Source organism: Devosia sp. (genome assembly GCF_041917035.1).
GTDB lineage: Bacteria > Pseudomonadota > Alphaproteobacteria > Rhizobiales > Devosiaceae > Devosia_A.
Genome location: NZ_JAYRYM010000165.1, coordinates 1 through 8,550 on the forward strand (window position 1 = coordinate 1; position 8,550 = coordinate 8,550).

Below are 8,550 nucleotides of genomic sequence, written 5' to 3' on the forward strand. Positions count from 1 at the left end.
GCCGTGGTGCCGACCTCCCCGGTGCCGGGCCGGCCGCGCGCGATGCGGGGAAACGGGAAGTGCGTCATGATCGTCCCCGGCGAGCCGGCGGCGTCGCCGTAATAGAGATGGTAGACGCTGGGCTCGTCGAAATTGACCGTCTGCTTGACCCGCCGCAGCCCCAGCGCGCGGGTGAAGAAAAGCGCCGCATCGCGCGCCATGGCAGTGACGTGGTGCAGTCCCTTGATCTGCGTGAGCATGGCAATCGTCTCCTGTCGCGGCCTTGCCGCCATTGCGACGACATATAGTTGCCGAACGCGCCCACAAAACCCGCCGCGCCGGGACAGATTGTTCGACGATCCCGACCAGTCTCAGAGCCGCTCGCGAAAGCCGAGGGTCGGCAGCGTCGGCCCGCCCGGCCGGTACTCGAGGCCGACGAGCCCGGCATAGCCCGCCTTCGCCAGCCATGCGAGCCGCTCGGCATAGTCCATGCCGCCGCTGCCCGGCGCTCCCCGTCCGGGGGCATCGGCAAGGTGAACATGCGCCAGCCGGTCGACCCGTCCGGCCAGCACCTTGTCGGTCGCCTCGCCCATCACGGCGGAATGGTAGATGTCGTAGATCAACCTGATCTCGGGCCGCCCGACCTCGTCGACGATGTCCAGTCCCTCGACGGTCGAGGTCAGGTAGTAGCCCGGGTGGTCGACGCGGTCGTTGAGCGGCTCGAGGGCGAGGACGACGCCGGAGCCTTCGAGCAGCCCGGCCGCCTCGCGCAGCACCCTGACGATCGCGGCATGCTGGGCCGGGCGGGAAATGCCGGGCTGGTCATCCCCGGCCTGGGCGATCAGCATGCCGGCCCCCAGCTGCCGGGCGGCACTCAGCGATCGGCGCACGCCCTCGAGGAACGCCGGATGCGCATCGGAATTGCCGAGCGGCGCGATCGGCTCGCACAGGATGCCGGCGAGCGGCAGCCGCGTTTCCGCCAGGGCGGCCCGAACCGCGGCGAGGTCCTTGTTGGAATGCCGCCAGAACTCGACCGCGTCGAGCCCGGCATCGCGGGCCAGCCGGATGCGGTCGGCGACGTCCGGCGCCTCGGCGGCGAACAGCCATTCGATGCAGGCCGAAAAGCGCATGCTAGACCGTCACCGCGTGCGCGACGCGGCCCCTGTCGCCGAAGATGCGCAGGTAGCGGGCGATCTCGGCCGGCTCCCCCGTCGCCTTCTCGGGATTGTCGGAGAGCTTGACGGCCGGGCGGCCATCGGCGCTCGACACCTTGCAGACCAGCGAGATCGGGTCCAGTTGCGGGTTGGGCCAGGGCGAGCATCCGGCGAAGTCGTTGGTGAGGTTGGTTCCCCAGCCGAACGCCATGCGCACCCGGCCGGCGAAGTGGTGGTAGGCCTCCTCGATCATGTCGACGTCGAGCCCGTCCGAAAAGATCAGCAGCTTGTCGCGCGGATCGCGCCCGCGCTGCGTCCACCACTCGATGATCCGTTCGCCGCCCTCGATCGCCGGCGCGCTGTCGGGCCGAAAGCCGGTCCAGTCGGCGACCCAGTCCGGCGCATCGCGCAGGAAGGCCGCCGTGCCGAAGGCATCCGGGAGCACGATCAAGAGGTTGCCGCCATAGTAGCTCTTCCAGTCCTCCAGCACCTGGTAGGGCGCCGCCTTCATCGCCGCCTCGGTGGGGGCGATGGCGGCGAGCACCATCGGCAGCTCGTGCGCGTTGGTGCCCAGCGCCTCGAGGTCGGTATCCATGGCGAGCAGCACGTTGGAGGTGCCGGTGAGATTGCTGCCGAGCCCTTCCTTCAGCGCTTCGACGCACCAGCGCTGCCACAGGAAGGAGTGGCGGCGCCGCGTGCCGAAATCCGAGATGCGCAGCTCCGGCAGCAGCTTCAGCCGCTCGACCTTCTCCCACATCTTGGCCTTGGCGCGGGCATAGACGACGTCGAGCGCGAACGGGCCGTACTCCCTCAGCGCCGCCCGGCTGCGCAGTTCGTTGATGATGGCGAGCGCCGGGATTTCCCACATCGTGGTTTCGACCCAGGGCCCCTCGAAGGTGAGCTCGTACTGGCCCTCGCGCTTTTCGAGCCGGTACTCGGGCAGGCGGAAATCCTCGAGCCAGCGCAGGAACTCGGGGGCGAAGATCTGCCGCGACCCGTAGAAGCTGTTGCCCGCCAGCCAGATCATCTCCTTCTTGGAAAAACGCAGCGAGCGGGCATGGTCGAGCTGGGCGCGCAGTTCCGCCTCGTCGATCTCCTCGGCCAGGCGCACCGACTGCTTGCGGTTGATCAGCGAGAACGTCGCCCTGACCTTCGGATACAGGCCCCAGATCATCTGCAGCATCAGCAGCTTGTAGAAGTCCGTATCGAGCAGGCTGCGGACGATCGGGTCCAGTTTCCAGGTGTGGTTGTAGACCCGCCTGGCAATATCGGTCTTGGGCATCGGGCCTTCCTCCACGTGCTCAGCGTTCGTAGGCGGATCGGCTGCAAAAGGAAAGGGCAGGCATCGGCAATGACCGATGGATCGGCCGCAAACGCTTCCTTCACCCCGCCTCGCTATTGAGATCGAGACGCGACGAGCTCAGCGCGGGGACCTGCCGGCAACCATGACGATGGCCTCGAATTCGACTGCCGCGCCGGCGCCGCCGGCCGCGGCGCGCGAAACCCCTGCCGTGCTGCCCGCCATCCTGCTTGCCATCGCGGCCTTCCTGCTGGTGCGCGGGCCGGCCTCGCTCGACCCGACCAACATCCTGTGGCTCGACATGAACGACCGGGCCATGCACACGCTCGGCTGGTGGTTCTTCCGCGACGCCCCCTGGGGCTGGCCGCCCGGTGCCAGCCCGAACTACGGCATCGAGATCGCCAACTCGATCGCGCTGGTCGACGGGCTGCCGCTCTTTGCCATCCCGTTCAAGCTGTTGCGCGACTGGCTGCCGGAGTATTTCCAGTACTGGGGCTGGTGGCACCTGCTCTCGTTCGTGCTGCAGGCGGTGTTCGCCGCGCTGATCGCACACGAACTGCGGCTGAGCCGCATCCTCGCGCTGGCGGCGGCGTTGTTCTGCGTCTTCCAGCCGGCCTTCCTCGCGCGGCTCGACGTCCACCTGGCGCTCTCCGGCCACTGGGTGATCCTCGCCGGCATCTGGCTCTACGTGAAGACCACGCCGCCGCCGCGCTGGGCCTGGCCGCTGCTGCTCGGCACCGTCTCGGCCATCCACGGCTACCTGCTGGTGATGGTCTTTGCCATCTGGAGCGCATCGCTGCTGCAGCGGCTCTGGCTCCGCCGGCTGCGCATCGGAGCCGCGCTCGTCGAGACCATCGCCAATGCCGCCGTCATCGTCGGGGTGCTCTGGGCCTGCGGCATCTTCATGACCGGCTCGGTCGAAAGCTACGATTTCGGCCGCTGGCGGATGAACCTGCTCGGCCCGATCAACCCGGACTTCTGGTCGGTGTTCCTGCCGCAGGTCGAGACCAATATCGACGAGTGGGAAGGTGCCAACTACCTGGGCATCGGCATGTTCGTGCTGATCGCCCTTGGGCTGCCCGGGCCCGGCATCCGTCGGCTCGGACGGCTGGCCGCGCCACGCTTCCTGCCCATCGTGCTGGTGGCCGTCGCCATGGCGGTGTTCGCGCTGAGCAACCGGGTTGCCCTGGGCAGCATCGAGCTGTTCGAGATCCCGCTGCCAGAAGAGCTCGAGCGCTTCCTCTCGACCTTTCGCAGCACCGGGCGGTTCTTCTGGCCGCTGGGCTACCTGATCATCTTCGGCACCCTCGTCCTGCTCGCCAGGCGCTTCTCGCCCAACTGGGCCATGGCGCTGGCCCTGCTCCTCGTCTTTGCCCAGATCTTCGACGAGCAGCGCGGCTGGCGCGGCGCCTATATCGGCGAGGACCGCACCGGGACGAGCTTCCGCACCCCGCTCGCCAGCCCCGCCTGGGCCGCCCTCGCCCCGCACTATCAGCGGGTGCGCGGCCTGCCGGCCCGCAACGACGTGCCCGGCTGGCGCGATCTCACCTGGTTCGCCATGCAGCACCGCCTCGCCAGCGCCGCGGTCTATCTCGGCCGCACCGACCCCCGCACGGAGCGGTACTGGCTCGAACAGGGGCGCCTCGCCATGCGCTCGGGCGAACTCGACCCGGGCGCCATCTACTCGGTCACCCAGGACGTGGCGGAAATCCTCGTTGCCCACCTCCGCCCCGAGGACCTGCTGGCCCGCATCGACGGCCACATCGTCTTCGCGCGCGGCGGCAAGGCGCACCTTGCTGCCGCCGGTATCGCCCTCGAGCCCTATCGCGGACCGCGCGCCATACGACCCTGACGAGCGAGCCGGGCGAGGATCAGCGCGGCGGCCGGGCGCCCTGCCGCCGCCCGATCGGGAAGTAGGCGAGGCCGGCTTCCGCGACGGCGTCCGGCTCGTACATGTTGCGACCATCGAAGATCGCCTTGCGGCGCAGCGCACCGGCGAGCGCGGCGAAGTCGGGGGACCGGAAGGCCTTCCACTCGGTGACGATCACCAGCGCATCGGCGCCCTCGAGGGCGGCGAGCGCGTCGGCTTCGAAGCGCACCGCCTCGAAGCCGCCGGGGAACGGATCGAGATCCGCGGCGAGCACGCGCTGCGCCTCGGCGATGGCGACCGGGTCGTGCGCGACGATCCGGGCGCCGCGCGCCACCAGCTCGGCGATCAGCACCCGGCTCGGGGCGTCGCGCATGTCATCGGTGTTGGGCTTGAAGGCCAGCCCCCAGAGCGCGAAGGTCAGACCGCTCAGGTCGTCGCCGAAATGGTTGCGGATCTTGGCCCCGAGCACGCTCTTCTGCGCCTCGTTGGCCGCCTCCACCGCCTCGAGCACCCGCAGCGTCCGGCCGCTCTCGGCCGCGGTGTGCCTGAGCGCCCGGACATCCTTGGGAAAACAGCTGCCGCCATAGCCGGTGCCGGCGTACAGGAAGCTGTAGCCGATGCGCGGATCGGACCCGATGCCGTGCCGCACCGCCTCGATATCGGCGCCGAGGTCCTCGGCCAGGTTGGCGAGTTCGTTCATGAACGAGATGCGGGTCGCGAGCATGGCGTTGGCGGCGTACTTGGTGAATTCGGCGGAACGGACGTCCATCACCAGCACCCTGTCCTTCTGATGGTTGAACGGCGCGTAGAGCCGCTGCATCAGGGTCAGCGCCCGCTGCCCGCCGGCATCGTCGGCAGCACCAATGATGATCCGGTCGGGGCGGGTGAAATCGGCGATCGCCGCCCCCTCCTTGAGGAACTCCGGGTTGGAAACGACCGCATAGCCCGGCTGACCGAGCCGCCGGCGTTCCTCGGGGTCAGCCGAAAAGCCCCGCCGCACCAGTTCCTGCTCGAGCACCGCCGCCACCCTGTCGGCGGTCCCGACGGGAACCGTCGACTTGTTCACCACGACCTTGAAGCCGCTCATGGTGGCGCCGATGGCGCGTGCCGCCGCCAGCACGTATCTGAGATCGGCCGAGCCGTTCTCGTCGGGCGGCGTGCCGACAGCGATGAAGATGATCTCGCCATGCGCCACGCCATCGGCGGGCTCGGCGGTGAAGCGCAGGCGACCGGCCGACCGGTTCACCGCGATCAGGTTGTCGATGCCCGGTTCGAAGATCGGCACCCCGCCGCCGTTGAGCAGCGCCACCTTGCCCGTGTCGATATCGACGCCCACCACGTGGTTGCCGGTGTCGGCAAGGCAGGCCCCGGTCACCAGCCCGACATATCCAGAACCGAAAATACTGACTCGCATCAAATAGTCCTCAGTGCCGACAACAGGCTAATAGCCGCCCGGCCCCGCCCCTCCAAGTAGTGTTTTCGCAGCCGACCCCTGCACGATATCGATGATCAGACAAGGCGGAGCGACCCGCGTTGCGTACTGGCACTTATCCCGTGGGTTCGCTAGTTTGCTCGTGCAACACGGGAAGCGCCATGAAGATCACCGCCATCAAGCCGTATGCCGTCTGGGTCGGCATCCGCAACCAGCTCGTCGTCAAGGTGGAGACCGACGAAGGGGTCTTCGGCTGGGGCGAAAGCGGCCTGTCGGGCCGCGAGAAGGCCGTGGTGGGCGCCATCGAGCACTATGCACCGCTGGTGATCGGGCAGGATCCGTTCCAGATCGGCCGGATCTGGCAGGAACTCTATCGCAGCCAGTATTTCGAGGGCGGACGCGTCCTGCAGGCCGCCATCTCGGCCCTCGACATCGCGCTCTACGACATCAAGGGCAAGGCGCTCGGGGTGCCGGTCTACGACCTGCTCGGCGGCAAGCAGCGGGAGAGGATCCCGACCTTCGCCACCACCTCGGGCGAGCCGGGACCGGAAATGATCGAACAGGCGAAGATGCTGATCGAGAATGGCTGGACCGCCATGCGCCTGTCGCCGTCCGGCCACGGAGAAACCACCTACGAGCCGCGCGAGCACCTGGGCAAGACCGCCAAGTGGATGGTGAAGGCGCGCGAGGAACTGGGCGAGGACGTCGTGCTCGGCATCGACCTGCATCACCGGCTGTCGGTAGCCGAAGCGGCCAGCTTCTGCCAGAAGATGCCGTCGGGAACGCTCGACTTCCTCGAGGAGCCGATTCGCGACGAGACGCCGGAAGCCTACGAAGCCCTGCGCCGGCTCACCGACATCCCCTTCGCCATCGGCGAGGAATTTGCTTCGAAATGGCAGTTTCTGCCCTACATCGAGCGCGACATCCACCAGTTCAACCGGCTGGATGTGTGCAATGTCGGCGGCCTCACCGAGGCCATGAAGGTGGCCGGCTGGAGCGAGGCGCACTACGTCGACATGATGCCGCACAACCCGCTCGGCCCGATCTGCACGGCCGCCACCGTCCACTTCGCCGCCGCCGTCCCGAACTTTTCCTGGCTGGAAACCCGCTCGAGTCCGGCCGAGACCCATCTCGGGTTCGACAATTCCGAATTCTTCCCGGTCCAGCCCCGGCTGGAGCGGGCCCACTACCCGGTCAGTGATGCGCCGGGCCTAGGCGTGGAGGTCAACGAGGCCCTCATCGCCAGGCAGAGCTTCGCGTTCTGGCAGGCCCCGATGCTGCATCGGCGCGATGGATCCGTGACCAATTGGTAGCCGACAATGGGTTGACGCGGCGAGACGGCGACGCCAAGACTGCCAAGTGGACGCAGAATCGTCATGGTACGCGTTAGCGGCCGCGACGACCCTATAGTGCTGCCTCCAGCCATTTGCTTGTGCGAGGGTCTGCGAAGTGACCGACTTTTTTGAGCCCGCCGGGCGCGGCGTGCAGCATGCGAGCCTGCGTGCTGCCAATCGCCGCGCCGTGCTGACGACCATTACCTTCAGTCCCGGCATCTCGAATGCCGATATTTCGAGACGGACCGGGCTCGCCCCCCAGACCGCCTCGGCGATCGTATCAGAACTCGAGGCGGAAGACCTGGTGTATCGCGGCGAGGTGCTGCGCGGCCGCCGCGGCCAGCCGGCGACGCCGCTGTTCCTCAACTACGGCAGCGCCTACGCCTTTGGCGTCGAGGTAGGCTGGCGGCACCTCGACATCCTGCTCATCAACCTGGGCAGCCGGCACATCGATCGCTATCGACGCGACTACGCCTACCCGGACGCCACAACCATCGTCGCCGAGGTGGCGGACAGCATCGGCGCCATGATGGAGCGGCTCGATCCCGCCAGGCGCCATCGCGTCGTGGGCATCGGCCTTGCGACCCCGTCGACCCTGGCGCGCAATGTCGAGCTGCTCGGCGACCTGCCGGAGCAGTCGGGGGCCTGGGGAAAGCTGGACCTGCGGGCGGCGATCGAGGAGCGCACGGGCCTGACCACCCAGAGCTACAATGACGGCAACGCCGCCTGCTGGGCCCAGCTGGTCACCACGCCGCCGCCGCGGCCGGCCAATTTCGCCTACCTGTTCGTGGGTACATTCCTGGGCGCCGGCGTGGTGTCGCAGCACACGCTGTGGGAGGGCCCGACCGGCAACTCGGCCAACCTTGGGTCCATGCTGGTCACCGGTCCTGGCGGCACCCGGCAGTTCGGCCACGAGATCGCCTCGATCTACGCGCTGGGCAAGCGCCTCAAGGCGGCGGGGCTGCCGGCGCCGACCGGCAACCCGCGCGACTGGCCCTGGCAGCAATGGGAACCGCACCTTTCGGCCTGGATCGCCGAGGCGGGTGCGGCTCTTGCAGAGATCGTGCTCAACGCCGCCGCGGTGATCGAAGTCGACAGGGCGATCATCGACGGGGTGCTGCCGCGCCCGCTGCTCGACCAGTTGATCACGGAAACCACGGCAGCCATGTCAACGTTACCATGGCTCACCTTCGATCATCCGGGGGTGTTCGCCGGGCATCTGGGAGCAGATGCGGCGCCGGTGGGTGCCGGGCAGTTGCCGTTGTTCAAGAAGTACTTCTCGCGTGACCTGGCCGACATGCTGCCGTGACGCGGCCGGCAGCGCCGCGCCTCAGGCGGGAGCGGCCCAAGGCAGGGTCAGCGCCCACCCTGCCTTGCCCGCCATCTGCGTGAGAGTGGCGTAAAGGTCGTCGACCGAGACCAGCACATGATCGAACCAGACCCGATGCACCGTGTCGCCCTCGAGCAGGTCCACGCCCTCG

Annotated in this window: 6 protein-coding genes and 1 pseudogene; 3 read left to right on the forward strand and 4 right to left on the reverse strand. The window is 68.2% G+C overall.

Annotated features, from left to right (window positions below; all coding sequences use genetic code 11):
* The 3 genes and pseudogenes from ACE3TU_RS15540 to pncB all read right to left on the reverse strand — a co-directional run.
* Nucleotides 1-239: pseudogene (locus ACE3TU_RS15540) on the reverse strand (ring-cleaving dioxygenase); the annotation flags it as partial.
* Between the two features lie 111 nt (nucleotides 240-350).
* Nucleotides 351-1,109, reverse strand: a complete 759-nt coding sequence (locus ACE3TU_RS15545) for a TIM barrel protein (protein WP_374625780.1) — start codon at nucleotides 1,107-1,109, stop codon at nucleotides 351-353.
* A 1-nt stretch (nucleotide 1,110) separates the two neighbouring features.
* Nucleotides 1,111-2,415, reverse strand: a complete 1,305-nt coding sequence (gene pncB, locus ACE3TU_RS15550) for a nicotinate phosphoribosyltransferase (protein ID WP_374625782.1) — start codon at nucleotides 2,413-2,415, stop codon at nucleotides 1,111-1,113.
* Between the two features lie 169 nt (nucleotides 2,416-2,584).
* Here pncB and ACE3TU_RS15555 point away from each other — a divergent pair, with 169 nt between their 5' ends.
* Nucleotides 2,585-4,285, forward strand: a complete 1,701-nt coding sequence (locus ACE3TU_RS15555) for a DUF6311 domain-containing protein (RefSeq protein WP_374625784.1) — start codon at nucleotides 2,585-2,587, stop codon at nucleotides 4,283-4,285.
* Nucleotides 4,286-4,304: 19 nt separating this feature from the next.
* On the opposite strand, the gene ACE3TU_RS15560 is transcribed toward ACE3TU_RS15555, so the two are convergent.
* A complete protein-coding gene (locus tag ACE3TU_RS15560; protein WP_374625786.1) occupies nucleotides 4,305-5,717 on the reverse strand; it encodes a UDP-glucose/GDP-mannose dehydrogenase family protein in 1,413 nt (470 codons plus the stop codon).
* A 179-nt stretch (nucleotides 5,718-5,896) separates the two neighbouring features.
* Between ACE3TU_RS15560 and ACE3TU_RS15565 the strand changes: the two genes are divergently transcribed.
* Nucleotides 5,897-7,048 carry a mandelate racemase/muconate lactonizing enzyme family protein gene (locus ACE3TU_RS15565; RefSeq protein WP_374625788.1) on the forward strand — a complete coding sequence of 384 codons (1,152 nt, stop codon included), beginning with the start codon at nucleotides 5,897-5,899 and terminating at the stop codon, nucleotides 7,046-7,048.
* Nucleotides 7,049-7,184: 136 nt separating this feature from the next.
* Nucleotides 7,185-8,378 (forward strand): ROK family transcriptional regulator, encoded by a 1,194-nt coding sequence (locus tag ACE3TU_RS15570; protein ID WP_374625789.1) that lies wholly within the window; start codon nucleotides 7,185-7,187, stop codon nucleotides 8,376-8,378.
* Nucleotides 8,379-8,550 lie beyond the last annotated feature (172 nt).

Bases quoted from the DNA above. Each gene is read 5' to 3' on its own strand.
- ACE3TU_RS15545 (WP_374625780.1), bottom strand. From the start codon at position 1,109: ATGCGCTTTTCGGCCTGCATCGAATGGCTGTTCGCCGCCGAGGCGCCG.
- pncB (WP_374625782.1), bottom strand. From the start codon at position 2,415: ATGCCCAAGACCGATATTGCCAGGCGGGTCTACAACCACACCTGGAAA.
- ACE3TU_RS15555 (WP_374625784.1), top strand. From the start codon at position 2,585: ATGGCCTCGAATTCGACTGCCGCGCCGGCGCCGCCGGCCGCGGCGCGC.
- ACE3TU_RS15560 (WP_374625786.1), bottom strand. From the start codon at position 5,717: ATGCGAGTCAGTATTTTCGGTTCTGGATATGTCGGGCTGGTGACCGGG.
- ACE3TU_RS15565 (WP_374625788.1), top strand. From the start codon at position 5,897: ATGAAGATCACCGCCATCAAGCCGTATGCCGTCTGGGTCGGCATCCGC.